This is a genomic window from Rosettibacter sp. KY25 (assembly GCF_057554405.1).
Genome location: NZ_BAAJAO010000023.1, coordinates 13248 through 39897, shown reverse-complemented (window position 1 = coordinate 39897; position 26650 = coordinate 13248). Strand labels below are relative to the sequence as shown.

The 26650-nt window shown below is 30.1% G+C and carries 18 protein-coding genes and 1 tRNA gene; 15 read left to right on the top strand and 4 right to left on the bottom strand.

The features are described from left to right. Positions 1-914 precede the first annotated feature (914 nt). The 7 genes from AC27L2_RS11995 to AC27L2_RS11965 all read left to right on the top strand — a co-directional run bounded on the left by AC27L2_RS11995 (position 915) and on the right by AC27L2_RS11965 (position 12013). Complete coding sequence (locus AC27L2_RS11995) at positions 915-4145, top strand: helicase-related protein (protein ID WP_487211997.1); 3231 nt, start codon at positions 915-917, stop codon at positions 4143-4145. Positions 4146-4148: 3 nt separating this feature from the next. After that, positions 4149-8219 carry an Eco57I restriction-modification methylase domain-containing protein gene (locus AC27L2_RS11990; protein ID WP_487211996.1) on the top strand — a complete coding sequence of 1357 codons (4071 nt, stop codon included), beginning with the start codon at positions 4149-4151 and terminating at the stop codon, positions 8217-8219. Next, positions 8216-8722 carry a hypothetical protein gene (locus tag AC27L2_RS11985; protein WP_487211995.1) on the top strand — a complete coding sequence of 169 codons (507 nt, stop codon included), beginning with the start codon at positions 8216-8218 and terminating at the stop codon, positions 8720-8722. The genes AC27L2_RS11990 and AC27L2_RS11985 overlap by 4 nt, the downstream gene beginning before the upstream one ends. A 91-nt stretch (positions 8723-8813) precedes the next feature. Then, positions 8814-9710 carry a DUF3800 domain-containing protein gene (locus AC27L2_RS11980; RefSeq protein ID WP_487211994.1) on the top strand — a complete coding sequence of 299 codons (897 nt, stop codon included), beginning with the start codon at positions 8814-8816 and terminating at the stop codon, positions 9708-9710. Between the two features lie 2 nt (positions 9711-9712). Next, positions 9713-10435, top strand: a complete 723-nt coding sequence (locus AC27L2_RS11975) for a DUF2851 family protein (RefSeq protein WP_487211993.1) — start codon at positions 9713-9715, stop codon at positions 10433-10435. A 169-nt stretch (positions 10436-10604) separates the two neighbouring features. Then, positions 10605-11171 carry a winged helix-turn-helix domain-containing protein gene (locus tag AC27L2_RS11970; protein WP_487211992.1) on the top strand — a complete coding sequence of 189 codons (567 nt, stop codon included), beginning with the start codon at positions 10605-10607 and terminating at the stop codon, positions 11169-11171. Between the two features lie 467 nt (positions 11172-11638). After that, positions 11639-12013 carry a GxxExxY protein gene (locus AC27L2_RS11965; RefSeq protein WP_487211991.1) on the top strand — a complete coding sequence of 125 codons (375 nt, stop codon included), beginning with the start codon at positions 11639-11641 and terminating at the stop codon, positions 12011-12013. A 222-nt stretch (positions 12014-12235) separates the two neighbouring features. Here AC27L2_RS11965 and AC27L2_RS11960 read toward each other — a convergent pair whose 3' ends face one another. Both AC27L2_RS11960 and AC27L2_RS11955 read right to left on the bottom strand, forming a co-directional pair. Then, positions 12236-12685, bottom strand: a complete 450-nt coding sequence (locus AC27L2_RS11960; protein WP_487211990.1) for a DedA family protein — start codon at positions 12683-12685, stop codon at positions 12236-12238. A gap of 175 nt (positions 12686-12860) precedes the next feature. Further along, positions 12861-12933, bottom strand: a tRNA-Thr gene (locus AC27L2_RS11955). 307 nt (positions 12934-13240) lie between these two features. Between AC27L2_RS11955 and AC27L2_RS11950 the strand changes: the two genes are divergently transcribed. Further along, complete coding sequence (locus tag AC27L2_RS11950) at positions 13241-14020, top strand: TrmH family RNA methyltransferase (RefSeq protein ID WP_487211989.1); 780 nt, start codon at positions 13241-13243, stop codon at positions 14018-14020. Here the strand turns inward: AC27L2_RS11950 and AC27L2_RS11945 are convergent, their stop codons facing one another. Continuing rightward, on the bottom strand, positions 14021-16045 hold the full coding sequence (locus tag AC27L2_RS11945; protein WP_487211988.1) for a putative porin: 2025 nt from the start codon (positions 16043-16045) through the stop codon (positions 14021-14023). Positions 16046-16293: 248 nt separating this feature from the next. Here AC27L2_RS11945 and AC27L2_RS11940 point away from each other — a divergent pair, with 248 nt between their 5' ends. Beyond that, the gene (locus tag AC27L2_RS11940) at positions 16294-16578 is read left to right on the top strand and encodes an HU family DNA-binding protein (protein ID WP_353677398.1); all 285 of its coding nucleotides are present in this window, start codon (positions 16294-16296) and stop codon (positions 16576-16578) included. A gap of 12 nt (positions 16579-16590) precedes the next feature. On the opposite strand, the gene AC27L2_RS11935 is transcribed toward AC27L2_RS11940, so the two are convergent. Continuing rightward, on the bottom strand, positions 16591-17082 hold the full coding sequence (locus tag AC27L2_RS11935) for a hypothetical protein (protein WP_487211987.1): 492 nt from the start codon (positions 17080-17082) through the stop codon (positions 16591-16593). A 172-nt stretch (positions 17083-17254) separates the two neighbouring features. On the opposite strand from AC27L2_RS11935, the gene AC27L2_RS11930 reads away from it, so the two are divergent. From AC27L2_RS11930 to AC27L2_RS11905, 6 genes are all read left to right on the top strand, one after another. Beyond that, entirely contained in the window at positions 17255-18064 is an 810-nt protein-coding gene (locus tag AC27L2_RS11930; protein ID WP_487211986.1) for an MlaE family ABC transporter permease, read from the top strand. Then, positions 18046-18798 (top strand): ABC transporter ATP-binding protein, encoded by a 753-nt coding sequence (locus AC27L2_RS11925; protein ID WP_487211985.1) that lies wholly within the window; start codon positions 18046-18048, stop codon positions 18796-18798. The genes AC27L2_RS11930 and AC27L2_RS11925 overlap by 19 nt, the downstream gene beginning before the upstream one ends. An 11-nt stretch (positions 18799-18809) precedes the next feature. Continuing rightward, on the top strand, positions 18810-19853 hold the full coding sequence (locus tag AC27L2_RS11920; RefSeq protein ID WP_487211984.1) for an MlaD family protein: 1044 nt from the start codon (positions 18810-18812) through the stop codon (positions 19851-19853). Positions 19854-20312: 459 nt separating this feature from the next. Next, positions 20313-22640, top strand: a complete 2328-nt coding sequence (locus tag AC27L2_RS11915; protein ID WP_487211983.1) for a glycoside hydrolase family 2 TIM barrel-domain containing protein — start codon at positions 20313-20315, stop codon at positions 22638-22640. Between the two features lie 34 nt (positions 22641-22674). Then, positions 22675-23970, top strand: coding sequence for a glycosyl hydrolase (locus AC27L2_RS11910; RefSeq protein WP_487211982.1), 1296 nt, complete (start codon positions 22675-22677; stop codon positions 23968-23970). Between the two features lie 277 nt (positions 23971-24247). Further along, on the top strand, positions 24248-26635 hold the full coding sequence (locus AC27L2_RS11905) for a glycoside hydrolase family 31 protein (RefSeq protein WP_487211981.1): 2388 nt from the start codon (positions 24248-24250) through the stop codon (positions 26633-26635). Positions 26636-26650 lie beyond the last annotated feature (15 nt).

Genomic DNA, 26650 nt, shown 5'->3' with positions numbered 1-26650 from the left:
CAGTCCTCCAATAGGAAAAATATAGTAGACAAACCAAGTTTGATTCTTTCCGTTATTAATTAAAATGTTTTTAGTAAGCGGAACTCGAGTGGAATTTCCACAGAAGGCAGGTCAATCTTTTGATGACTAATAAAAATTTGATTGATTAATGTGTAATTATTGCGACCGAACGAAGTGAGGTCGTCCCGACAATCTTAAAATTTTACAAAAAAATAGTCGGGAAATCGAACCATATCCCGATAAATCGGGATTTCGTTCCGCTTATTAAATGAAGTTTTTTAGTAAGCGGAAGTCGAGTAGAATTTATGCCAATCTTTCGTTAAATATCCCGTAAAGCAAGTCAATCTTAGTGGTAAATTTTTAGTTAAAAGATTTCAGTGCAATATTAAAGTGCTGTTATTATAGTTTTGGATTGAGTCGAATAGACTCAAAAGTATACAACTAAAAGTGTGAGTAAAAATACTACTTTAATTTTTCCAATAAGATGGAAACTTATCTTTTGGTTTGTAAATTATTCATAATTTTAGATTACAAAAAATTCTTTATCTCTTAGCCACGAATTCACGAATTAGAAACGAATGCATTCGTGCATTAGTGGAATTAAATAATTAGCCACGAATACACGAATTAGAAACGAATGTATTAGTGCATTAGTGGCAAATAATAAATCAGCCACGAATTCACGAATGTATAACTAATATATTAGTGCATTAGTGGCTAATTATAAATCAGCCACGAATTCACGAATGTAAAACGAATATATTCGTGCATTAGTGGCTTATAAAAAGTTGCCACGAGTTCACGAATTTGAAAAGAATTTCATCTCCTATACACCCCGCGAAATATAGACTTAAATTCTTTCTTTCCTTATTTTTCAAAAGTTTACATAGGTAATTATTTCAATTAGGGCGGAAATGGAAAATCTTGATCTTAGTTTTATTACAAACCAACCTGATCAAAAATTAAAAGACCGATTTATTCAACTGATTAAAGATGCAAGAAACTTTGATTGCCTTGTCGGTTATTTTTATCTAAGCGGATTTTATTTAATTCAAGATGCACTTGAAAATGTTGAGAAGATTAGAATTCTTGTTGGGCTTGGTATCTCTGAAGATGTTTACAGAGCTTTCTCAGATAAAGATGAAACTGAAGATGATCTCGGATTTTTATCATCGAAAAAAATTATAGAAAAGTATCTTAAAAATGTGAAAGAAGAATTTGAAAATTCTGAAGACAAACCAGATGTCGAATTAGGAATTTTGAAATTTATTGAGATGATTAATTCAAATAAATTACAAATTAGAATTTACCCCGAAAGAAAATTACACGCTAAAGTATATATTCTAACTTTCAAAGAAGGTGATCGAGATATAGGAAGAGTTATTACTGGTTCAAGCAATTTAACTTATGCTGGACTTGTTGATAATCTTGAATTTAATGTCGAATTAAAAAATCCATCTGACTATAGATTTGCGCTTGAAAGATTTGAAGAATTGTGGAAAGATGGAATTGATGTAACTAAAACTATTTCGAAATTTGTTAACGAAGAAACTTGGCTCAAAGGAGATATAACTCCATACGAACTCTATTTGAAATTTCTTTATGAATATTTCGTTGATGATTTGAATGCTGAAAAATATTTAAGTGAAAAATTCCTGCCAGAAGGATTTATCGAATTTGATTATCAAACTCAAGCAATCTTAAATGCAAAAAAAATTATTGAAGCATACGGCGGTTGTTTTATTTCTGATGTTGTTGGTTTGGGTAAAACTTATGTAGCTGCAAGATTAATAAGAGAATTAGGCGGAAGAACATTGGTTATTGCTCCACCAAAACTTCTTGAAAGAAATAATCCTGGCTCGTGGGTAAATGTCTTTTATGATTTTAATTTGCCATTGACACCAATTTCTATAGGAAAACTTGATGAAGCAATTGAAGAAATTAAAAAAAGAAATTATGATAATATTATTATTGATGAATCGCATCGTTTCAGAAATGCAGAAACAATTTCTTACACTAAACTTGCTCAAATCTGCAGAGGTAGAAGAGTAATTCTGGTAACAGCCACACCATATAACAACTCGCCTGAAGATTTATTATCTCAAATATCTTTATTTCAAAACAAAAGAGCTAGTACAATTCCCGGATTAAAAAATTTAGAAGCATTCTTCAAAGGGCTTAATCAGAAATTTAATAATGTGAATAGAATAAATGATTATGAAAATTATCTAAAGATAGTAAAAGAAAATTCAAGAGAGATTAGAGAGAAATGTCTTAAATATATAATGGTCAGACGAACACGCTCAGAAATCGAAAAATATTTTGCTCAAGATCTTGAAAAGAACAAAATTAAATTCCCTGAAGTTGAACCGCCCAAACCTTTATTCTATCAATTGAATGAAGAAGAAGATAATATTTTTATGGAAACTGTTAGGTTAATCACAAAAAATTTTACTTATGCTCGATATAAACCTCTATTGTATTTCAAAGATGAAACAAAAATTGATCAATTAACTCGGCAATCTCAGGAAAATATGGGTGGGTTTATGAAGGTCTTGCTCGTAAAAAGACTTGAAAGCAGTTTTTACGCATTTCGAAAAACTCTTGAGAGGTTTATTGAGTCTCATCAAAAATTTATTTATGCCTATGAGAAAGGAAAAGTTTATCTAAGCGATAAAAATATGACAAAAATTTTTGAATATCTTGAAAATGATAACGATTTGGAAATTCAAAAATTAATCGATGAAGGGAAAGCTGAAGAATATAATGCTGATGAATTTAAAGAGGCATTAATCCAAAATCTGAAAAATGATTATCAACTATTGTTGTACATTCAATCTCAGTGGGAAAAGATTACGAGAGATCCAAAGGCTGATCAATTAATTAATCAATTAAAAAATGATCCAATACTACAAGGCAAAGTCATAATCTTTACTGAATCAATTGAGACCGCAAAAAATATTGGTGAGCAAATCAGAAACCGAACTGGACGAAAAGTTTTAGTCTATCACAGTGACTCATCTGAAAAAGACAGAAAGGATGTAACTGAAAATTTTGATGCACGCGCAAAAGAGAAAAAAGATGACTATGATATTCTTGTATCAACAGAGGTACTTTCGGAAGGAGTTAACCTGCATCGTTCAAATGTTGTTTTGAATTACGACATTCCTTGGAATCCTACAAGACTTATGCAAAGAGTTGGTCGTGTAAATCGCGTGGATACAAAGTTTGATAAAATTTACACATACAATTTTTTCCCGAGTGCTCAAGCAGATAATCAAATTGAATTAACAAACATTGCACGAGCAAAGATTGAAGCATTCTTAAATTTACTCGGAGGTGATTCAGCTATTCTCACCGAAAATGAACCAGTGAGTTCTCATGAACTTTTCGACAAATTAATTTCAGTGAAATCTCTTATAGATGAAGATGAGACAGAAGAAAGTGAATTAAAGTATTTAAGAATAATTGAAAACATAAGAGATAATCAACCCGACTTATTTGAAAAAATTAAGAAGCTTTCCAAGAAAGCTCGTTCGTCAAAAAAGCAGCCTGAATTGATGCAAAACTTAGTCAGTTATACTTATGGTAAAGATTCACTACTCACATTTTTTAGAAAAGGAAAATTGATGAAGTTTTATTTGAGTGATGATAGATCAACATATGAACTCGATTTTTTAACAGCAGCGAAAATCTTTGAGACTGATCAAAACATTCAATCAGAAAAATTCAGTACAGAAAAGTTTTACGAATATTTAAGTCAGAATAAAACCGCATTCAACAATATTTTAATTGAAGATGAAGAGGTACGACTTTCAAGAGGTGGAAAAGATCCTGCAAAAGAACTGATGGCAAATTTGAAAGCACTGGAAAAACTTTCTCAACAATTCACAGATCAACAAGAAAAATATCTTGAAAAGTTAAAAGAAAGAATAAACGCCGGAGCTCTGCCAAAACAAATAATTAAAAATACAATCAAAGAGATTAAAAAAGCATCTGCTAATGGTTTTAATCCACTTGAAATTTTTTATGCAATTAAAAAATCTATTCCAGATGAGTTTCTCAAAGAACATTCAGCTGAATTAAAATTTCAAGCAAGTGAAAAAAGAGAAATAATTCTTTCACTTTTCTTGAGAGGTAAATAAAATATGACAAGGGAACAAGCAATCTCTTTAATTAAAACAACTTTTGAAGATCAGTTTGATGAAAAGAAATTTATAAAATTTATACTCGAGATTTTCAAGGACAATTATCAAGAAATTAATAAAGAGTTTTATGGAAATTACATTCCAGAAGCTTATCGTGAGTTCGTTCAATCTTACAAAAGACTTTTGAAATATGAATTTAATAAAGAGAGAATTGATGTTCTTATTGTTAAGCTTGAAAGAGGAATTTCAGTCGAGAGGGCGAGAAGCAAGCAAAGAAATTTTGTCCGGGATTATTTAATGGGGAAATTTGGTTCCAATAAATTAAAAGATGCGGCACTTGTAGCTTTTTATTCAAATGATTACGATGATTGGAGATTTTCGTTTGTAAAAGTTGAATGGAAATTTGACGAACAAAAAAATAAAATACGAGACGAGACTACTCCCGCAAAAAGATACTCATTCCTTGTTGGGAAAAATGAGAAATCGCATACTGCGCAAAAACAACTTCTTCCACTTCTTGAAAGTCCAGAAGAAATAACAGTCAAAAAATTAGAAGAAGCTTTTGAAATTGAAACTGTTACAAAAGAATTCTTTGAATATTACAGAGCGTTGTTTATTGGGATAAAATTAGAGCTCGATGAAATTATTAAAAGAGATGAAAAAATTCGCAAGGAATTTATTTCAAAAAAAATCGATACGGTTAACTTTACTAAAAAACTTCTTGGACAAATTGTATTTCTCTATTTCTTACAGAAAAAAGGTTGGTTTGGAGTAAGCAGAGATGGCCGTTGGGGCGATGGTCCAAAAAACTTTTTGAGAAGATTATTCAATAAAGAGTATTCTGATTACAAAAATTTCTTCAACGATATTCTTGAACCATTATTTTACGAAGCTTTAAGAGTTGACAGAAGTTATAACGATCATTACTACGACAAATTTCATTGCAGGATTCCATTCTTAAATGGTGGACTCTTTGATCCAATCAATAATTACGATTGGGTTCATACAGATATTTTGTTACCGGATGAATTATTCTCAAACTCCAGCAGAACCAGAGAAGAGGACATTGGCAATGGAATTCTTGATATCTTCGATAGATACAACTTCACAATAAAAGAAGAAGAGCCGCTTGAAAAAGAAGTAGCTTTGGATCCAGAGTTACTCGGAAAGATTTATGAAAAACTTAATGCAATTCGTTCAGATAATTTTGATGAATATGTAAAAGTTTTAAAGTCTGGTAAGAAAGGTGATGAAGCAAAATTTAATAAAGAGTATGGAGTATATTACACACCGAGAGAAATTGTTCATTATATGTGTCAGGAAAGTTTGATAAATTATTTATGTAGCACAGACATTCTTGTCTGTGAAATTCCTGTCTGTGACATTCCAGTTAACTCAGATGTCCGTTCATGCAAAAAAGAAGATATTGAAAAATTTGTAAGATATGCTGATTTATTTTTAGAAAATGAAAAAACAGCTCATAAGAAGAAAGAAAAAATTGAAAGTGGAGAGCAAAAGGATACAAAGTATGAATACAAAATGCCTGATAGTATTATTAGAAATGCTGATTTTATTGATAAACTTCTTGCTGATATAAAGATCTGTGATCCTGCTGTTGGCTCTGGTGCTTTCCCAATTGGGATGATGCACGAGATAGTGAAATTAAGACAATTACTTTCTGTGTACAAAAGTAACGCAGGGATTCTTGCCAGTGAAAGTAAAGTAGGCATTCTTGCCTGCGAAAGTACAGACAAGAATGTCTGTAATCCAGTAGATACAGACAAGAATGTCTATGATACGACAGGCACAGACAAGAATGTCTGTGATACAGTAAAGCTAGATATTTCTTCCGGGGACATTCACATTACTCGCCGAAATCTTCCACACTGGACAAAACCAGGTTCTATTTACTGGGTTACTTTTCGCCTCGCAGATTCTTTACCAAAAGAAAAAATAGACCAGTGGAAGGAAGAATATGAAATATGGTTGAAAAATAATCCTAAACCATGGAATAGTAAGCAATGGGGTGAGTATAATGAAAAATTTGGAGAACGTTTTGAAAAATGGTTAGATAGTGGTTATGGCTCTTGCATTTTAGGAAGAGTAGAAATACGCGAAAAATTGAAGGAATGTCTTTTTAGATTTAATAAAGTAAGGTTTTTATTGCATGCTGTTGTCATAATGCCAAATCATGTTCATTTATTGATAGAACCATTTTCAGGATATTCTCTGTCTGAAATATTGAAAGGCATAAAAGGAACAAGTGCGAATTATATTAATAAGCTTTTAAATACTACTGGAAAGACAGTTTGGATGGAAGAATCCTATGACCATATTGTTAGGGATGAAAAAGAATATCTTGGTTTTCTTAGGTATATTATAGAAAATCCGATAAAAGCCAATTTAGCAGCTGATAGATATTATATTTATATTATGGAGACAATGCCAAAAGTAACACAGACATTCATGTCTGTTCCACCTGAAGTAACACAGTCATTCTTGTCTGTGGATGGACTACTTAGTGCACAGACAGGAATGTCTGTGCTACCATATGAACTAAAACGTCATTGTATAGAAAATTCTCTTTATGGAGTTGATATAGACCCTGGCGCTGTTGAGATTTGCAAACTTCGTTTCTGGCTTTCTTTGATTGTTGATGAAGAAGAATTTCAGAATATTAAACCTTTGCCAAATCTGGATTACAAAGTAGTTCAAGGAGATTCTCTATTAGAAGTTGAAAAGGATTTATTTAACAACGAGGCATTTTATAGTCTTGAATTGCTTAAGCATCAGTACTTCAAAGAAACAAACCCGTTACAAAAACAAACCATTAAAAAACAAATTGATAACCTGATTTTTAAAATCAGTAAAGGACATACACAATTTGATTTTGAAGTCTATTTCTCTGAAGTCTTTCACCAAAAAGGTGGCTTTGATATTGTAATTGCCAATCCGCCGTATAGTGGGACTTTAAAGAACTTTCATACCCTTATGCAAAAATATAGTCACTTTGACTCGCGTAAAAATTCAGCTTCATTCTTTATTGAAAAAGCAACTATGATTACAAATCAAAACGGTATTGTCTCTTATATTGTTCCTAAATCACTTTCTTATGTTGATGGGTGGAAAAACACAAGAAAGTTTATCTTAGAAAATAATCTTCTTATCCAGATAGTTGATGTTAGTAAAGCTTTTGAGAACGTATTATTAGAACAGGTTATTATAATTTTTAAAACTATTAAAAGAGAAGCACATTATAAATTTTTTACTTACGAAGGATGGGAGAAACAGATAAAACCAATTGGAGAAGATTCAACACTTCTTTGTAATAATATTGGAATTATTCCAATTTATACAGATAAGGAGAAACTCGCCATCTTGTATAAAATGAAAAGGAATAGTATTCTTTTATCTTCTATTTCCGAAACATTCAGGGGATTGCCTTTCCAAGGTTATATTTCCAAACAAGGAAATATATCTATCCTACGAGGAAAAAACATTGGAAAATATAAGGTTTATGGAACAATAGATAAATTAAATCTATCCAAATCTTTCCTCCATAACAATAAAAAGGCAAAAAAACTTCTTGGGCCTAAAATAATTTCACAAAATATAGTAGCACATGTAATGAACCCTTATGACCACATAATTATTATGGCAACCCTTGACGATAAAGGAATGCTTACTCTTGATACAGTTATGAACACATTTATAAAAGACAGCAAATTTTCTCACCATTATATTCTTGGAATTTTGAACTCAAAGCTGTCAGAGTGGTTTTTCTACTGGTTTGTTTATAACAGAGCTGTTAGGACAATGCATTTTGACGAATATTACATTGGAAAATTACCAATTAAGGAAATTAATGAGCAAAACCGACCCTTAGTAATCCGAATAGAATCCCTTGTCTCCCAAATCCTCTTTCTAACCCAATCCTCTGACTATGAAACAAACCCACAAAAGCAAGCCCAACTTAAAGCCCTTGAAAAACAAATTGACCAGTTGGTTTATGAACTCTATAATTTAACAGAGGAAGAGATAAAAATAATAGAGGGAGGATTAAAAGATTGAAAGAAAGAAAAAGTTTAATTTATGCTGCATACGGGTCAAATCTATTAAGAGAAAGGTTTATGGTTTATATAAAGGGTGGTGTATATGGTGGCAGAAATTACAAAGGGAGCAAAGACAAAACTGAACCTGAAGACTTAGGGTGGATGTATGTCCCTCACAGATTGTATTTCGCAAAAAAGTCTCCAAGATGGGAAAATAAAGGCGTGGCTTTCTTAAGTTGTGAAAAGGAAAAAGAAAGCAATTTACATGCAGTTGTGCGTCTCTGGAGGGTTTCAGAACAACAATATGAAGATATTAGAGAACAAGAAGGACGAACATGGTACATTGTAGAATTAGAGTTAGGCAAAAAGGATGGTCTGATAATAAAAACTATCACTGGTTGTTGGGAGTCTGAAATTAATGAACCTTCAATAGAGTATCTTAATATAATTAGAAGAGGCTTAAAAGAAACTACTGGATGGTCTGATGAAGAAATTGAACAATATTTAAAAAAGCTTTTATAATTCTCAGCTAACAAAAAGAGGAACGCAAAGAAGTTTATTGGGCAGTTGCAGAACTTGTAAAAACAAGATTAGAAAAAGCAAGGAGTGTGTGATGTCAGGGAACTTCTTATGTATTTATACTGATGAAAGTTTAGGCGATAGATTCTGTGCGCTTTGTGCTATTAGTGGACCATGTGACAACTTGAAGGAACTGGAAGACAAATTAAGAGAAGTAGTAAAACAAAAAAGAATTTCAGAGTTAAAATTTTCTGAAGTTAGAACTCATCCACCCAAAATTGAATGTACAAAAGAATTTGTAAAAATAGCAATTGATTATGCTTCAAAACAAAAAATAAGAATAGATGTGATAATATGGGATTTACACGATAGTCGTCATAAGATAGTAGGAAGAAGTGATAAAGAAAATTTGGAGAGAATGTATTTTCACTTATTAAGAAATATAGTGGAGAAATGGCAAATATTCGATTGTAGATTTTATCCGGATGAAAATTCAGAATATGAATACAATGAAATTGTAGACTATCTTAACCAAACAAAATATCCAAGAAAAGAACCTAATATCATAAAACTCTTCAAAGAAGAAAGAATAATATTTAACTTCAAGGAAGTAAAATCACAGAAATCTGATGAACAGCATTTAATTCAATTGGCGGATCTTTTTGCTGGATTTGCTTGCTTTTCAAGGGTAAAAAAAGATGAATACAAAGTTTATAAAAAGCAAAAGGAAAATGAAGATGAACGCCAAAGCTCATTATTTGAAAATCTTTCAATTGAAAATAAAAGAGAAACAAATTTATCAAAAGCAGATATCAATAGATTTGAAATTATTCAATTGATAAAAGATTTATGCGAGAAAAAAACACTAGGTGTCAGTCTAAATACAAATAATTATCTCAAAACATATGATCCAAGAATTCCTGTTAATTTTTGGCATTATGAACCTCAAGGAGACTATGATAAAGCTCCAACAAGACAAAGAGATACATAGTAATGAAGAATTTAGATTATCTTGGAAACAAATGGCTTGAACGTAAAAAACAGCGGATGGAAAATTTATTAAAAATAGCCCTTCCTGATGAAGCCCTTTATAGAGAAATAATGCTTTCTCTTGGTTATCCTAAAAATAAAGCAAATTTTCTTGAACTCGCGTTGTTAATACCATATTCAGAGATAAAGAAATTAAAAAATCAAAAAATAATTGAACAGGCTCTTTTATTCAGAGCTGGATTTACAGAAGAGAAAGAAGATTTGCCTGAAAATTTTGATTTCTCTTTAAGAATGGATAAGTCAGTTTGGATTTATAAAGGAATAAGACCTGCCAATTTTCCAGAAAAAAGAATAAAAGGGATATCAAATCTTCTGGCTTCCTCTACACAAGACGGACTTGTTGATTTTTTTATTACAAAAATAAAATCAGAGATCAGAAATTCAGATATCAAATTAACTCCAAGAAATGTAATGAATTTTGCAGGGATAGGTCAGCAAAGAAAAGAAGAGATGTTTTTCAATATAATTATGCCTTTTATTATGGTTTATTCACAAAATCACGAGTTACATAATTTTTTGAAATTTATCTTTGAAAATTATCCGCCGCTTAAAGATAATCGATTAATTAAATTATTTAAACAAAATTATTCAGAGGTAAAGATTGTGAATGTTAAGACATATATGGGGGCTTTGTTTTTTCAAAAAGAAAGTCTACGCGATGAATAGATGTTTACATAAAATTCACATGTATAAAATCTCTTACAAAAAAAGATATATTTCTTTAGGATTAGAATCTAAAGGTTAATGAAAGCAGAAGCTTTTAAGCACCAAATTGTTTTTAAATTATATGTCTTAACCCCTGATGAAATAAAAATAATTGAAGGAGGGAAATAAGATGAAACAAAATGAAGTAAATTCAGCTTTCGAAATTTTACTTGAAGAGATAGAAGAAGTTTTTAATTACATTAACAATGACATTGAAACAGCAATTAAAAATCAAGAATATGAAGAAGCAAGAGATTTAACACAGTGGGGTGATAAATTAAAAACATTCAGAGAAAAAGTTAAATCTCTTCAATTAGAATGGCAAAATTTGTTTAGCGTAAAAATTAAACCAAAGAATGTCAAAAGAAAAATTAAATCAAAGCTCAAGAAGGGTTTAAGAACTCCCGAAAGTGAATTTAAAATTCCAATTTTAAAAACTCTTGTGGACTTAGGTGGAAAAGGAAAGGTTAAAGATGTTATAAATTCTGTTTATCAAATGATGAAGAGTAAGTTAAATCATTATGATTTGCAACCATTACCATCTAACCCAAAAGAAAAGAGATGGGAAAATACAGTTCAGTGGGCGCGAAATACAATGGTGAAAGAAGGATTATTGGAAAAAAATTCTCGACAAGGAATTTGGCAAATCACAGAAAAAGGAAGGGAATATTTGAGAAGCGGAATTAAGGGGGAATAGTTTTAAATGCAATAAAACTATTAATCATTTTTTATTAAGATTTTTTGGAAGAATTGCAACGAGTATAAAAACTAAATCTTAAAAAAGGAGAATTAATAATAAAAAGCGAAATTCAATCCAAACAAACATCATCTTCTTCAGTCAGATTGAAAGGAATTGATTATTCCCAACAAGCTGGGTATTTCAAAACGATTTGCCAAAAAAATATAGAGACTTAGTCCAGAAATGGAAGGATATTAACAAATTCGTGCATTAGTGGCTAAATAAAAGTTGCCACGAATTCACGAATGTAAAACGAATATATTCGTGCATTAGTGGCATTAAATAATTAGCCACGAATACACGAATTAGAAACGAATGTATTAGTGCATTAGTGGCAAATAATAAATCAGCCACGAATACACGAATGTATAACTAATATATTAGTGCATTAGTGGCTTATATAAATAATCTAACGAGAGGGATATATGCCAGAACTAATTTACAAAGAAGAGAGTTATAAAATTATTGGTAAATGTTTAGAAGTACATAATGAATTAGGAGCTGGATTTTTAGAAATTGTTTATAAAGATGCCTTAGAATATGAATTTCAGAAAGCAGGCATCCCTTATGAAAGAGAAAAGGAATATGAAGTAATCTATAAAGACATAATATTACCACATAAATTCTATGCTGATTTTGTTGTATATGATAAAATTATATTAGAAGTAAAGGGGGTTTCTGCAATAGCAGAAGAATTTATAGCACAGTGTATTAATTACTTAAAAGTCTCACATTGTAAATTAGCATTACTCGTCAATTTTGGAGAATTACGATTAAAATATAAGAGGATTGTATTATAAAATTCGCCACCAATTCACAAATTATAAACGAATACATTCGTGCATTAGTGGCTAAAAAAATTGCCACGAATACACGAATGTAAAACGAATGTATTCGTGCATTAGTGGCTAATTATAAATCAGCCACGAATACACGAATTAGAAACGAATGTATTAGTGCATTAGTGGCTAATAATAAATCAGCCACTAATTCACGAATGAATAACGAATGTATTCGTGCAATTAGTGGCTTAAATAATGATAAAATAAATACCCAGATTCTGTGTAAAACATTGTCCATATAAAACCACCAATTAAATTAAAAATTGTGAAATAAATAATGTTAACTTGATATAATCCAAGACAAATGGGAATAATGTTTCTAATTCCATAAATAAATCTTGATACCAACATTATTGGCGGTCCAAATTTATTGATTAGCTTTTTTGATTTTTCAATTTTTCTACAAAATTTATTTCGTAAAAAATTCCATTTGTCCCATGTAAACTTCCCCAAATAGTAATACATCATGTTCCCCAAAAATGAAACAAATGAACCCAAAATAATTACCTCATACATATGCATTTTGCCTGTTACAACAAATGCAACCCCTGCAAATAACCCCGCCTCGCCACTTAATAAAATTAGTGCTATAACAATTAAGTACTTATTGTGATTAAGTATTTGTTCCATCTTATCACATTTAAGCAATAAATTTTATGATAATAAAAAATAAAAATGAAAAAAATATTAAAAAGATTTATTTATGTGAGCTGCTTATAAAATCGATTTAATTAGTGAAGGAGAATTTTTGAGGATTAAATATACTTCGAAGATGTAATTCTATACTAAAATCTAATAAAACTTGAGCTGGCGAAGGGATTCGAACCCCCGACCTGCTGATTACAAGTCAGCTGCTCTACCAGCTGAGCTACGCCAGCTTAAAATTAATATTTGTTTCAAAAAGAACTTTATTGATTATCCCGACTTTGTCGGGACTGTTCTACCAGCTGAGCTACGCCAGCTTAAAATTAATATTTGTTTCAAAAAGAACTTTATTGATTATCCCGACTTTGTCGGGACTGCTCTACCAGCTGAGCTACGCCAGCTTATAATTAACAACAGTTTTCAAATGAACTTTTTGTTGTCGTAAAGTGCTTTAGTATTTAAATTTTGTGCGCAAATCTACTAATATTTTATATTTCATTGCAACTATTATTTATCTTTCGATTGACAAATTTTACTTTTATGCTTACTCAAAAAGAACTGAAATATTATTCTTCTCTAAACCAAAAAAAATATAGACGAGAATTTCAAAAATTTCTTGTCGAAGGAATTACTTTAATTGAAGAGGCAATTAACTCAAATTATAAATGCGAAATTATCATCTCTTCTTATCTTTATGCACAAAAGAATAATGATGTTTTAATTCAATTAAAAAATAAAAATCTTAGAACGGAAATAATTAATCAAACTCAATTTGAAAAATTATGTGATACAAAAACACCTCAGGGAATTATTGGAGTTTTTCATTTCCCTGAAATAAATCTTGATGAAAATATTTTTAAATCAGAAAAATTAATTGCTGCACTTGAAAGCATTTCTGATCCCGGGAATCTTGGAACTATATTCCGTAATTGTGATTGGTTTGGCGTAAAAAACATATTACTAAGTCCAGATTGTGCAGAAGTTTTTAATCCAAAAGTTATAAGAGCTTCTGCTGGTTCTTTATTCCATATTAATTTTTATGAAGCAGATAATTTTTATGCTGCATTAAAAAATTTGAAAAAATCCGGATTCAAAATTTATTGCACTGATTTAGATGGCAAGAATATTTACGAATTAAAACTTTCTGAAAAATCAATAGTTGTTTTTTCCAGCGAAGCACATGGTCCTTCGGATAATTTATTGCAAATTTCAGATTTGAAAATTACTATCCCTCGTTTTGGCAAAGCTGAATCGCTTAATGTTGCTTCTGCTTCTGCAGTAGTTTTATCCGAAGTATCAAGAAAATTAAGAGAGTTATAACTAATCAAAAAATTCCCATGCAACGCCGAATCTAATTCCTCTTTCCTGCTTTGGATAATAAGGAACAATGAAATATTTCCTATTCAATAAATTTTCAAAAACAAAATATATGATTGCATTTTTTTGAATTTGTCCAGCTGCAAATAAATCCAATTGAAATTCAGATGGATATTTATTTGTTAACAAATATGGAACAGTTCGAACATTTGGAGCTATCAGCCACCTGTATGGTGTTGTAATATTTTTCTCAAAATCAATTAACAAATCATTTCTTTTTCCAATTGAAAAATAGTTCAATCCAATTTTCAAATTTAGATTTGAGTTGAAAAGTAAATCTTGATAATAGATTCCACCTGAAGAAGTAAATTCAGGAATAGCTTGCTTCTCTCTGTTTGATTCTGAGAAGTAATAATTTGTATTAGAAGTTAAAATTATTTTCCAGACTTTTGCATTCAACGCAAGATTAATTCCCTGCAAATATAGATTATCTATTTTGAAGTATATAGCATTATCATTTAGAAGAAATTTATTTTGGATTAATGCTGCAATTTGTTTGTCAATCGAAGCAGAATAAAAATAACCGAGTTCAATTTTCAGAGGAATGATTGAAAAAATTGATTTGATTTCTACAGCTGTATTTTTTTGTTTTTTGTTTATTGCAAATGGATGATTTTCGAATAATGTAAAAGGCTTATAAAAACTTGATGCTCCAGCATAGATTTTTATTTTGTTGTTTAGATTGAATGAAATATCACCACCATAACCAAAGTAAGAATTCCTATCATATTTCAAATATTTTCCGTATAAAGAAATTTGGGCAATTTTTTTTGGCAAAAAAGAAGTAAGAAAAATTCCAGAAGAAAATGAATTCAATGATTTGTTTTGAATTAATAATGGAGAAGAAAATTTATTGTTTTCAAATTCATTTATAAAATTGATTTGTAAATTGGAAAAAATTAAATCGTGCTTTAATCTTACTCCAATTGTTTTATATTCATTATTATGAAAAATATTTTCTGCATTGCTTTGTAAATTTTTTCCTGTAGTATCGTTTTGTCTGAATTCATTTAACTCTGTTTGATAATAAATTGAAAAATCTGTAAAAGAATTTTTGTAAAGTTCTCCAAGCAATCTTAATGTGAAATTATGAGTGGTTACTTTTTGATATCTGTTATAAAATTTTACTGGGGCAAGAATGTTGTTATAAAGAACATCTTCAAATTGTTCTTTTGGATATGAATTTAAAATTGAATCTGCATTAACTCCGCCGTTTAATTGAATAATTGATTTAGAATGTTTGTAACTGCCTCTTAATGTTAAATTATTCGATAAAGCATAACTTACTCTTAAACTTGCAAGCCATAAGCTGTAATCTGTATTTCTGTAAAATGGATTTACACTTTGATTTGTAACTTCAGAAAAAATATTTAATCTTTTGCCAAAGTTCGAAGAAAAGATTCCATCAATCATTCCTTCTTCGTTTGGTGCTTGATAAAATTTTATTCTTGTATAAGGTTTTGAAGAAGAAGTGTATTTTGAAATAAAATTGACAGAGGCAAAGTTATTGTAGTTGCTGTAAAAAAATCCTCTTGGGAATGTAATTATCTCAATTGAGTCAATACTTTCTGATTGCAATAGATATAAATCATAAGAATTGAATAATCGATTGTTTATTAAAATTCCATCATATAAAAAAGAAATATTATTATATCCGCTGCCATACAATAAAATTTCGTTTGGTTGACCAAGTGAACCTAAGTCTCTTATCAATCCAAAAGGAATGTAATTGAAAAAATTTCCAGAATAACGATAGTCAGAAAAATTTAATTCTTCTTTTCTTAATACATAATTAGAAATTGATAACAAAGCTAAAGTTTTTTGTGAGATAATTTTTAATGTATCTTTTTTGACTATTGTTGTATCGTTTAATAAAAGATTATCAGGGAAATCGAAATTAATTTTATCCAAACTTTTTGAGAAAAGAATTGATGTAATAAAAAGTAAGTAAGCAATAAATTTTTTCATGAATTCAAAAATATTTTTTTACTAAAATAGATTTAATTGCATAAGAATGAAAGAAGAATCTTAAGTGCATCAAACAAGTTTATGATAGTCATAATTTTTGAAGAAATAAATTCTAATAAAATTATTGATTAACAAATAAGTATTATTATTTATCAAAAGTTAGATAAAATCAATAAAATTGTTTGTTTTAAAATGAAAAAGTATTAAATTTCGAGCGAATTAACTTCCATAATTTAAGGAGTTACACAATGGCAATGACAAAAAGCCAAATTCTCGATTACATGGCAAAAAAAACTGGAATCACAAAAAAGCAAGCTAATTTATTTTTAAGTGAGTTTGTAAAACTTGCTTATAAAGAAGCAAAAAAATCGTTTACAATTCCTGGATTGGGAAAATTAGTTTTAGTAGAAAGAAAAGCAAGACAGGGGCGTAATCCAAAGACTGGAGAAGTTATTACAATTCCAGCAAAAAAAGTTGTAAAGTTTAGAGTTGCAAAACAAGCTAAAGATGCAATCTTAGTTTATAAAGCATAAAAGGAAAGCCCATCATCTGGTGGGCTTTTTTCTTTGTACATTTTTCATCAGTTCGTTGTAAAGTTTTTCGGGAATGTTCTGAAGGATACGAGTTAAAAGTTTTTGAAAATTGCCCACATGTGAATAAAATCCAATTGTTGTGTTGTTGCTTTTATCGTGAATATAAATTGGTCTTGTTGAATATCCGCTAAAAATTCCTCCGCTTAGTTTATCAATATTTTTAAAATCAATTTCGATATTCTTTCTGCTTAAGAAAAAATCTTTACAAATCATTTTATCATTTGTAACAGTAATTTCAAATGGAAATAATTTATATGTCTTGAAAAAGTATTTATTCAAGTAGAAAATTATTGCCGCATTAATTACCGCAGGTATTATGAAAATAATTTTTTCTCTGATGTAGTAAATAGAAGAAATTAAATGAGCTGAGAGCATTAAAGTTGCAATAATATTTCCATATCGATAAATAATTTTTGCAAAGAAAGAATATTTAAATGTTTCCATAGAGTTAGTAATCTTTTTCTTAAAGTTATGAAATAATTAACAAATATTTTTTCATAAAGATATAGGGAAAAAATTTAAACCATAAGAAGCAGAATAATTGATATAAAAAATTAACACAAAATAAATTCATAAACTTTTGCTATTTTGAAAGTGAAAAATCTTTATTACTTCGATGAAATTGCCCCGATTAAAATATGGACGCAGATTAAAAACTTCGGATTATATTTATAATTTTTTTGCTACTATAACTGGTTTAACAATTTTTAATATAGAGTTCTTTAAACAAGTTTTTCTTCCTCCATATGAAATTGCTGAAATAAAAAAACATATGGATGAACTGGGAGTTAAAACATTTGGGATTGTAAGTATTACTGGTTTGATAATTGGCTTAGTATTAGCAATGCAAAGTCAGCCTGTTATGCAGAGATTTGGAGCTTCTGATTTTTTACCTGGTATGGTTGCTTTATCTGTAGTTAGAGAATTAGGTCCAGTAATTACAGCATTAATTTTTGCAGGCAGAGTTAGCTCTGGTATTGGTGCAGAACTTGGTTCAATGAGAGTAACTGAACAAATTGACGCTATGGAAGTATCTGCAGTAAATCCTTTCAAGTTTCTTGTGGTTACTCGTGTTATTGCAACCACAATGATTTTACCACTATTAACTGTCTATGTAATTGTAATAGCAATATTCGGCGGATTTATTGCAATTGTTATAACAGAAAGCATGAGTTTTCAATATTATATCGATTCGGTTATTCGCTCAATAGAGTTTGGAGATTTTATTCCAGGTGTTGCTAAAACTTTTGTGTTTGGTTACATAGTTGGAATAGTTGGTTCTTACAAAGGTTTTACAGCAGAAGGAGGAACAGAAGGGGTTGGCAGAGCTTCAACAACTTCTGTGGTTCTTTCTTCATTACTTATTTTAATTTTTGATATGATTTTAGTAAAAATAACATTATGGTTATGGCCAACACTCGGGTAGTTGTAGTAGAAAATTTAACAAAACGATTCGACAGTCATACAGTGCTCGATAAAATTTCATTTGAAGTTAAGAGAGCAGAAAATCTTGTTGTGTTTGGAAGAAGCGGACAAGGCAAGAGTGTATTGCTTAAATGCATAATTGGATTGATGATTCCTGATGAAGGAAACATTTTTATTAATGGTCAGAATGTAACAAAACTTTCAATTAACGAATTGAATAAGCTTAGAAAAAATATTGGTTTTCTCTTTCAGAGTTCTGCTCTTTATGATTCAATGACTGTGAGAGAAAATCTTGCTTTCCCATTAAAAAGACATTTTCCAGAATTAACACCTAACGAAATCGAAGATAAAGTAAAATATACACTTGAATTAGTTTCACTTGAAGATGCAATTGATAAAATGCCATCTGAACTTTCGGGTGGAATGAGAAAAAGAATTGGGCTTGCTCGTTCGATTATTACTGACCCTGAACTTATGCTTTATGATGAACCAACAACAGGTTTAGACCCAATAACAACAAAAGAGATTAGCGATTTAATTCTAACATTACAAAAAAAATTAAATATGACTTCAATAATTGTTACTCATGATTTAATTTGTGCAGAAATTATTGCCGACCGTGCAATTTTTCTTAAAGATGCTAAAATTGCTTATGAAGGAAGTATTCAAGAACTGGCTAATTCTGATGACCCATTTTTGAAAAACTTTTTCAGCCATGAATTTATAAAAGAATAAGCGAGGCAAAAATGTTAAAACAATTAGAAGGTGCACGACTTGGAATTTTTATTTTCATTGGAACAATATTACTTGTCATTTCAATTTTTCTTATTGGAAGCAGAGAACAATTATTTACAGGTACAATAGAAATAAAAGCATATTTCAATCAGATAGAAGGATTAAAAACCGGTGCACCTGTTAGATTAAGTGGTTATGATATTGGAAGTGTAAGTGGAATTTCACTTGTTGATGAAAAAACTGGAAATGTAGAAGTCCGAATGAGAATCGACAGCGAACTGAAACGATTTATTCGTCTTGATAGTCAAGCAGCAATAGAAACAGAAGGATTGGTTGGTAAAAAAATTGTAACAATAACACCAGGCTCGCCAAACCTCGAAGAAATTTCTGACGGCGGAATTATTAAATCAAAAAATCCATTAAATATTTCTGTAATAGTTGAAGAAACCGAAGCTGTTATTGCTTATCTGAAAAATGTTACTAAGGACCTTGCTGATATTGTAAACAAAGTTAACAAGGGCGAAGGAACAATTGGTAAGGTTGTTAATGATGACAGACTTTATCGTTCTGCAGTAAGCATCACACAAAATGCAGATAAAAGTTTAACTGCAATAACTGATAGATTAACAGATGTTTCAGATATCATTATTGAAATGACACAAAGTATTAAATCAATTATCTCCAATGTTGATAATGCAACAGCAGATATAAAAAGATTAATAGAAAAAGTGGACAAAGGAGAAGGTGCACTTGGCACTTTAATTTCTGACCAATCTGTAGCTGATTCTATTAAGGTAATCTTGAATAATCTTGCAAAAACTTCTGAAGATGCTAAGATTGCATCATCAAGTTTTGCAGAGAATATGGAAGCATTAAAACATAACTGGCTTTTCAAAGGATATTTTGAACAACGAGGTTATTGGAATAAAATGGAATATGAAAATGAAATTGAAAAAAAATTAGAAGAGCTTAAACTTCAGAATAAACTACTCGATGAAAAAATTAAACAAATGCTGGAGTTAGAATCACGACTTGAAAAGAAAAATGTTCAATGAAATTAATTTGTGAAATTTGATATAATCATGAATACTTCTTTGCCTCTCTTATTCTTTGCGATTCCTTGAGCACTTTGTGGTTTGATTATTTTTTTGAACGCAGATAAAACACAGATTTACCAGATTTTCTCTGTTTTTTAGATTCTTAAGTCACTCCACCTAATGCGGGGTTCCTTTATAATGATTAAATAAATCAAAAGTCATTTTGAGTTCGCCATAGGTAGATGAAAAATCTCTAAAATATCTTTGCAACTCTGCGGTTTCAATTAAACCGAGCTAATCTGCGTTCTATTAACCAATCTTATTGCCACAGGAAGTTATTAATTTAATAACTGAAAATTATCACTTTAATAAGCAACAATTCTTTTTCTTCATTACTCATTTGAAAAATATGAATTTCTAAACTCATTGCTCGGGTATTCTTTTTGTTAAATTTTTCTTAAAAAAAGAGAAATATATATGAATAAAAATCTGCAGCTGTTTATTGTTTATCTTTTCTTGATATTTTCATTTATAAATTTAAAATCACAAATTGCCACACTTGAACCCACATTAAAATTGATAGATTTTAATGGAATTAAAATTCCTTATCAAAATGGAATGCCTCTTCCTTCTTTTGAAAAGCAGAAAAGAGTTATAATTGACTTAAAAGGTGAATGGAAGAAAAAAAGATTTAATGCATCAGATAATATTACACTTGCAAAGAGAGATGCTGCAGGATATAACAATTTAATCTCTGAAGCTGATGGTAGATGTTTATCAACTTATGATGATTCATCTTGGGAAACAAAAATAATTCCTTCTGTTGAAAATTCAACAACAGGAACTACAACTCCACCAGAGTTATATGCCGATGGTGTTTGGTATCGCAGAACTTTTAATGTTGATGATTCACTCAAAAGTAAATTTGTGAAGTTAATTTTTTATTCGGTGAATTATGTTGCAGATGTTTGGATTAATGATAATTATATCGGCTATCATGAAGGTGGTTATACTCCATTTGCATTTGATGTAACCAATAAACTCAATTACGGAGGAAAGAATCAAATAACAGTTAGAGTTGATAATCCAAAGTGGGGAACAAGAAAAGATATTGTTCCATTTATTGAGTGTGATTGGTTCAATTATACAGGAATAATCCACGATGTTTATTTAGAATTCTCTAATCCAATTTCTGTAGTTAGGGCAGATGTTGTTCCTCTTGATTTAGATGGAAATATTCAAACAACAATAGTTTTGAAAAATAATAACAAAACTCCTTCAAGCAATTGCAAAATAGAAATAGAAATTTATGAAGGCAATGTAAATGATAATAACATCGCTTCTGAATTTTCTTCTGATATTGCAGGCAAAAAAGTTCAAGCAGAAGGAAACTTAGAAACAACAATTGAAACTTTTGCTGATTCAATTAATGTGTGGAGAACAAATCTAAAAATATCAAATCCAAAATTATGGTCTATGAAAGAACCGAATTTGTATGTAATGAAAGTTTCATTAAAAGAAAATGAAAAAGTGCTGGATGAATTTTATACTCAATTTGGAATAAGACAAGTAAGAACAAAAGAGAATAAATTAATATTCAATAATCACATTGTATTTCTTCCTGGGGTTGCACGTCATGAAGACCATCCCGTTTATGGAAGAAGTATTCCTCTTGATATTATTTATTCCGATTTGAAATTAATAAAATCACTAAATGCAAAGTTTTTAAGAACAGCACATTATCCAAATCATCTTTATACGTATTTAATTGCAGATAGACTTGGAATATCAATCATGGAAGAAATTCCTGTCTGGTGGTTCGATAATGCAGAAGAATGGCAGATTCAAAATAATCAGCGTCATATCCATGAACAAATGTTCAGGGAAATGGTATTTCGTGATTTTAATAGACCTTCAATCATTATGTGGAGTACATCAAATGAATGCAAAGAAACAACTAACAGATTGATTTTTAACAACAGAATTAAAGATGATTTGAAAAATAATTATTATGATGGAAGATTATTAACTCAATCATCTGCAGCAAATAATCCTGGTTATAACGACCTAACCCATTTTCCTCTTGATATTGCAGGCTGGACAATGTATTTCGGAATTTTTTATGGCAAACCATTTGACTATTACAGCGGCACTGTAAAATTTTTACTTGATGCAAAAAATTATTATTCAAAAAAACCAATAATAGATACAGAATTTGGTTATTGGTCAAGAGAAGATGGAGCTGAAGAGCAAACCCAATTAAAAGTTCTTGATGAAACATTCAAAGCTTTTCGATTTTTTCTGCCTTATGATGAATCTGGAAAATTGAATGAAGCCAATGGTTGTCTTGCTGCAACAACATGGTGGACAGTTTTTGATTGGTATCAGAATAAAACCGGCGGCTGGCAAACTATGGGTTTGTATTCCATGGATAGAAAAAATGCTAAACCAGTTGCTAATTCCTTGAAAGCACTTTATGCCCCTTTTTTTAATATTGATGGAATATTAACTGATGTTGAAAAAGAAGAATTTAAAAAACCTGATGAATACAAATTATATCAAAACTATCCCAATCCTTTCAATCCATCTACTATTATCAGTTATCAAGTTCCTGAGGTTTCTCGAGTCACAATAAAAATTTATGATTTATTAGGAAGAGAAGTAAAAATATTAGAAGATGAAATTAAACAACCGGGAAAATATGAAATTAAATTCGATGCATCAGAACTTTCAAGTGGAATTTATTTCTATAAAATTATTGCTAAAAATTTTGTTCAAACAAAAAAGATGCTTTTAATAAAATAGCATTTGATGATACCATAAAATGAAGGAAGCAGATATGAAAAAAATTTTTATTCTTCTTTTAATTATGAATTTTAATTTACTGTTTGCACAGATTATTCCTGTTCCAGAATATGGATGTTATCATTCAGCATTTACTGGAAATGATACACATAAAGAATTTGTAGAACTTGCAAAAAAAGAAATTGCAATTGAAATGTTTTTTACAGGATGGCCCAGCAATAAAATTCCAGATTTTCCTGAATCAAAATGCAATGAAATTGTTTCAAATGGTTCGATACCTCATATAACTTGGATGCCGCAAGTTAGTGGTTCGCCCTACCCACTTGATGGAATAATCAACGGCAATTATGACAATTACATTCGAGGATATGCAAAACAAGTAAAAAATTGGGGCAAACCACTTTTCATTCGTCTTGGTCATGAATTCAATGGTGATTGGTATACATACGGTGGGGCAAAGAATGGAGGTGGAACAAAAAATGGCTTTGGCGACCCAAACAAGCCTGATGGTCCTGAAAGATTTATTTCTGCTTATCGAAGAGTTCATGATTTATTCAAAGAAGAAGGTGTAAATAATGTTGTATGGATTTGGTGTCCAAACAATGGAAGTTCTCCAAATGAAAGCTGGAATGTTCCAGAAAATTATTATCCCGGAGATGAGTATGTCGATTGGATTGGTTTTGATGGATACAATTTTGGAAGAACTCAAAGCTGGTCTGGCTGGATAGAATTTTTTGATATCTATTCATCTCTATACCAAAAGTTTGTAAGTTATAATAAGCCGATGATGATTGCGGAATTTGCTTCGGTTGAAATCGGAGGAAGTAAATCCGAGTGGATTCGAAAAGCTTATTCAATTTATTTGAAATATTCTTTTCCAAAAATTAAAGCTGTAACATGGTTTCATATCAGAAAATATGAAGGAACTGTGGATACAGATTGGAGAATTAATTCTTCAGATATGTCATTAAAAGCTTATCAGGATGCTATTGCAGATTCATATTATCTTCCAAGAATTGTAAGCACAGATGTTAAAGAAAAAACATTTGAAAGAAAATTTTTGCTCGAGCAAAATTATCCCAATCCATTTAATCCCAGCACAATAATTCGTTATCATTTACTCGAGAAAAATTTTACTGTATTAAAAGTTTACGATATCTTAGGAAGAGAAATATCAACATTAGTTAATGAATATAAAGATGCTGGAACATATCAAGTAGAATTTTCAATTGCATCATTGAACGATAAACTTCCTTCCTCAGGAATTTTTATTTACACTCTCAGAGCAGGCAACTTTTTTGATTCAAAGAAGATGATTTTTATTAAGTAAGAATTCTTCCAATTATTAAAATAATAATCGCAACTTATCATATTAATAAGTAAACGTTTATCCAAAGTTTTAGAAAAATTCAAAATTAGCATATAATCAAAATTTTTTGATGGTATTTTTTTTGTAATTAAATGAGCCTGCTTTTGAATGGAGAATATTTTTTGAATACAAACCTTTTCAAAATTGAATTTGATATCACTCAAAGTTTTACTTCGATTTAAAATGCTTTTGAGTCAAAGTTTCACTAATATTCACTAAAACAAAAATGCAGGGAAGTATGAAAAAAATAATTTTACTTTTTTTCTTCTTGAATATATCAATAGCATTTGCTGAATTCGAATTTGCAGGCAATGTAAAAAATTATAAAACATATTCTAATAGAATTGAATTTGAATTGTCCAATGCTAAGTTTAATCTCTACGTTATTGATAACAACATTTTGAGATTTCGATTTACCAACCAGGAAAAATTTTCTTCAGCTCCTTCGTATGCAGTAAACTTTACTGTTCCAGAAAAATCCGAATTTGATTTGACTGAAAATGAAAATGATATAAAGATTAAAACAAAAGAACTTGTTGTTAAAATAAAAAAGAATCCATGCCGAATTTCTATTTATGATTTACAAAATAATTTGATTAATGCAGATGAAGAAAGCTTTGGAGTTGCATTTGATAACGACGAGGTTAGATGTTTCAAAAAACTTTTTAATGACGAAAAATTTTATGGCTTGGGAGAAAAATCTGATGGTCTTTTAAGAAATGGGAAACAATATACATTATGGAATACAGATTTTCCTGCTTATTCAAGCAGGTCAGATGAGCTTTATCAATCAATTCCATTTTTTATTGGAATAAGAAATTACAAAGCATACGGAATTTTTTTCGATAACTCGTATAAATCATATTTTAATTTTGGAGCAAGCAACAACAGATTTTATTGGTTTGGTGCAGAAGGCGGCGAGATGGATTATTATTTTATTTATGGACCCGGAATTAAAAGAGTGATTTCAGATTACACAAAATTGACTGGAAAAATTAATCTTCCGCCGCTCTGGGCATTGGGCTTTCAACAAAGCAGATATAGCTATTATCCCGAATCTCTTGTTAGAACTGTTGCATCAACTTTTCGAGAAAGAAAAATTCCATGCGATGTAATTTATTTAGATATTCATTACATGGATGGATACAGAGTATTTACATGGAACAAAGAGCGATTTCCAAATCCAGAACAATTGCTCAATGATTTGAAAAATATTGGTTTCAAAGTAGTAACAATTATCGACCCTGGTGTAAAAGCAGATACAAATTATTTTATGGCTCGCGAGGGAATAAAGAATGATTTGTTTGCTAAATATCCAGATGGAAAACTTTATGAAGGAGAAGTATGGCCCAGCTGGGCTTATTTCCCAGATTTTACAAAAGAAGTAACTCGTAATTGGTGGGCTCAAAAAGTTGGCGGTTTCTTAAATCAAGGAGTTGAAGGAATCTGGAACGATATGAATGAACCAGCAGTTTGGGGCCAACATTTTCCTGATATAGTTATGTTTGATGATAATGGCCATAAAGCTAATCATAAAAAAATCCATAATGTATATGGACTTTCAATGGCAAAAGCCACTTATGAAGGATTAAGAAAATATTCAAACAAAAGACATTTTATTCTAACCCGCGCTGGTTATGCTGGAATACAAAAATATGCTGCTGTTTGGACAGGAGATAATGTTGCTAATGACGAGCATCTTTATCTTGCATGCACTATGTCTCTTAACATGGGATTAAGTGGTGTTCCATTCATTGGTTCTGATGTCGGCGGCTTCATTGGAGAACCATCAGATAGATTAATAATCAGATGGTATCAGCTTGGTGCTTTCACTCCATTTTTTAGAGCTCATTCTTCTGTTGATACTCGTTTTCGTGAACCTTATACTTTTGGAGATTTTGTTGAACCTGATATTAAGAAAGCTATTCAATTAAGATATAAAATGCTTCCTTTTTGGTATAATGAATTTTATAACTCTGCTCAAACTGGCTTGCCTATAATGAGAGCTATGTTTGTTAATTATCAAAATGATGAAAATTGTTATCATCATGAATCACAATATCAATTTATGATTGGTGATAATTTACTTGTTGCACCAGTTCTAAATTCATTCGATAACTTTAAAAAATTATATCTCCCTGAAGGCAAATGGTATGATATTAATGAAAATAAAGTTGTTGACGGCAGTAAATGGATTATTAAAGAAACACCAATAAATCAAATTCCTATTTTCTTGAAAGCAGGTGGAATAATTCCAATGCAAAAAGTTTTGAATTATGTTGGTGAAGAAAAAATTGACACACTCGAATTTTTAGTTTTCCCTTCAGCATCTTCTGAATATACTTTTTATGAAGATGACGGATTAACTTTTGATTGTGAAAAAGGGAATTATTCATTGACAAAATTTTCCATTAATCAAAATCAAAAATCAATTTCTTTGAATGTTCAAAAAATCAAAAATGATTATCAAAGTTATGTAACAAATTTTTCATTTCGATTTGTTGGAATTGAAAAGCCCAGAAAAGTTCTGGTAAATAAAAATGAAATTAAAGATTTCATTTATGAAAACAATTCATTAAAGATAATTACAAAATCACATTTGAACAGCATCGAATTATATTACTAAGATGAGAAAAATATT

What these genes read in the sequence shown, in the direction of transcription:
- AC27L2_RS11995 (WP_487211997.1), top strand. Translation starts at nt 915, where the DNA reads ATGGAAAATCTTGATCTTAGTTTTATTACAAACCAACCTGATCAAAAA.
- AC27L2_RS11990 (WP_487211996.1), top strand. Translation starts at nt 4,149, where the DNA reads ATGACAAGGGAACAAGCAATCTCTTTAATTAAAACAACTTTTGAAGAT.
- AC27L2_RS11980 (WP_487211994.1), top strand. Translation starts at nt 8,814, where the DNA reads ATGTCAGGGAACTTCTTATGTATTTATACTGATGAAAGTTTAGGCGAT.
- AC27L2_RS11975 (WP_487211993.1), top strand. Translation starts at nt 9,713, where the DNA reads ATGAAGAATTTAGATTATCTTGGAAACAAATGGCTTGAACGTAAAAAA.
- AC27L2_RS11970 (WP_487211992.1), top strand. Translation starts at nt 10,605, where the DNA reads ATGAAACAAAATGAAGTAAATTCAGCTTTCGAAATTTTACTTGAAGAG.
- AC27L2_RS11965 (WP_487211991.1), top strand. Translation starts at nt 11,639, where the DNA reads ATGCCAGAACTAATTTACAAAGAAGAGAGTTATAAAATTATTGGTAAA.
- AC27L2_RS11960 (WP_487211990.1), bottom strand. Translation starts at nt 12,685, where the DNA reads ATGGAACAAATACTTAATCACAATAAGTACTTAATTGTTATAGCACTA.
- AC27L2_RS11950 (WP_487211989.1), top strand. Translation starts at nt 13,241, where the DNA reads ATGCTTACTCAAAAAGAACTGAAATATTATTCTTCTCTAAACCAAAAA.
- AC27L2_RS11945 (WP_487211988.1), bottom strand. Translation starts at nt 16,045, where the DNA reads ATGAAAAAATTTATTGCTTACTTACTTTTTATTACATCAATTCTTTTC.
- AC27L2_RS11940 (WP_353677398.1), top strand. Translation starts at nt 16,294, where the DNA reads ATGGCAATGACAAAAAGCCAAATTCTCGATTACATGGCAAAAAAAACT.
- AC27L2_RS11935 (WP_487211987.1), bottom strand. Translation starts at nt 17,082, where the DNA reads ATGGAAACATTTAAATATTCTTTCTTTGCAAAAATTATTTATCGATAT.
- AC27L2_RS11930 (WP_487211986.1), top strand. Translation starts at nt 17,255, where the DNA reads ATGAAATTGCCCCGATTAAAATATGGACGCAGATTAAAAACTTCGGAT.
- AC27L2_RS11925 (WP_487211985.1), top strand. Translation starts at nt 18,046, where the DNA reads ATGGCCAACACTCGGGTAGTTGTAGTAGAAAATTTAACAAAACGATTC.
- AC27L2_RS11920 (WP_487211984.1), top strand. Translation starts at nt 18,810, where the DNA reads ATGTTAAAACAATTAGAAGGTGCACGACTTGGAATTTTTATTTTCATT.
- AC27L2_RS11915 (WP_487211983.1), top strand. Translation starts at nt 20,313, where the DNA reads ATGAATAAAAATCTGCAGCTGTTTATTGTTTATCTTTTCTTGATATTT.
- AC27L2_RS11910 (WP_487211982.1), top strand. Translation starts at nt 22,675, where the DNA reads ATGAAAAAAATTTTTATTCTTCTTTTAATTATGAATTTTAATTTACTG.
- AC27L2_RS11905 (WP_487211981.1), top strand. Translation starts at nt 24,248, where the DNA reads ATGAAAAAAATAATTTTACTTTTTTTCTTCTTGAATATATCAATAGCA.